The 611-nt window shown below is 38.0% G+C and carries 1 protein-coding gene; it reads right to left on the bottom strand.

Features of this window, described 5'->3' with window-relative positions; all coding sequences use genetic code 11:
• Window positions 1-38 precede the first annotated feature (38 nt).
• A partial coding sequence (locus tag FD46_RS00290; protein WP_065095241.1) for a site-specific integrase occupies window positions 39-611 on the bottom strand: 573 nt, incomplete at its 5' end.

Here is a 611-nt window from a genome sequence, read left to right as displayed (position 1 = left end):
TCAGAAGTCGCCGTTGGCGACAACAAAATCAAACTAATTTACCCAAAATCAATTTGGTTCAACATGTTTTCTGTACTTGCTTGATCCAAGCCTAAATAAGCTAAAGTCATTGATTCACTTGAGTGATTTAGTAAGTGCATGACTAGGCCAATATTGTAATTTGATTGCGTGTAAACACGATAAGCCCCAGTTTTGCGCATCGTATGAGTACCTAGGTAATTAATTCCTAATAGATCGCCAACCTTACTCATAATTTTGTAGAACTGTTTTTCAGTAATATGGCGTTCTGGGTGTTGAATTGAAGGAAAGAGCCATTCAGAATCCAGCTTATGATCAAGCAGCCATTGACGGTACAATAAGAGCTCTGTTTGAACAGGTTTAAGGTACAAGGTATTAGGTTTACCAGTTTTTCGGTCATGAATAAACGCATTTTGTTTAATAGAACCGTCCGGATTAAAAATATCGGCCTGTTTTAAGCCCATAACGTCACTCACTCGCAGTAGCGTCGCTTTACCAACTTGAAAAATCGTATAGTTACGTCGGCCAGCTTTAAAGTTATTGAGTAACGTATCTTGAACCTCTTTAAGAACGTTTGAATCTTTGATGGGTAA

Origin of the sequence: Liquorilactobacillus oeni DSM 19972, assembly GCF_001436275.1 — a bacterium.
Classification (GTDB): Bacteria; Bacillota; Bacilli; order Lactobacillales; family Lactobacillaceae; genus Liquorilactobacillus; species Liquorilactobacillus oeni.
This window is presented reverse-complemented; position numbering and strand designations above follow the sequence as displayed.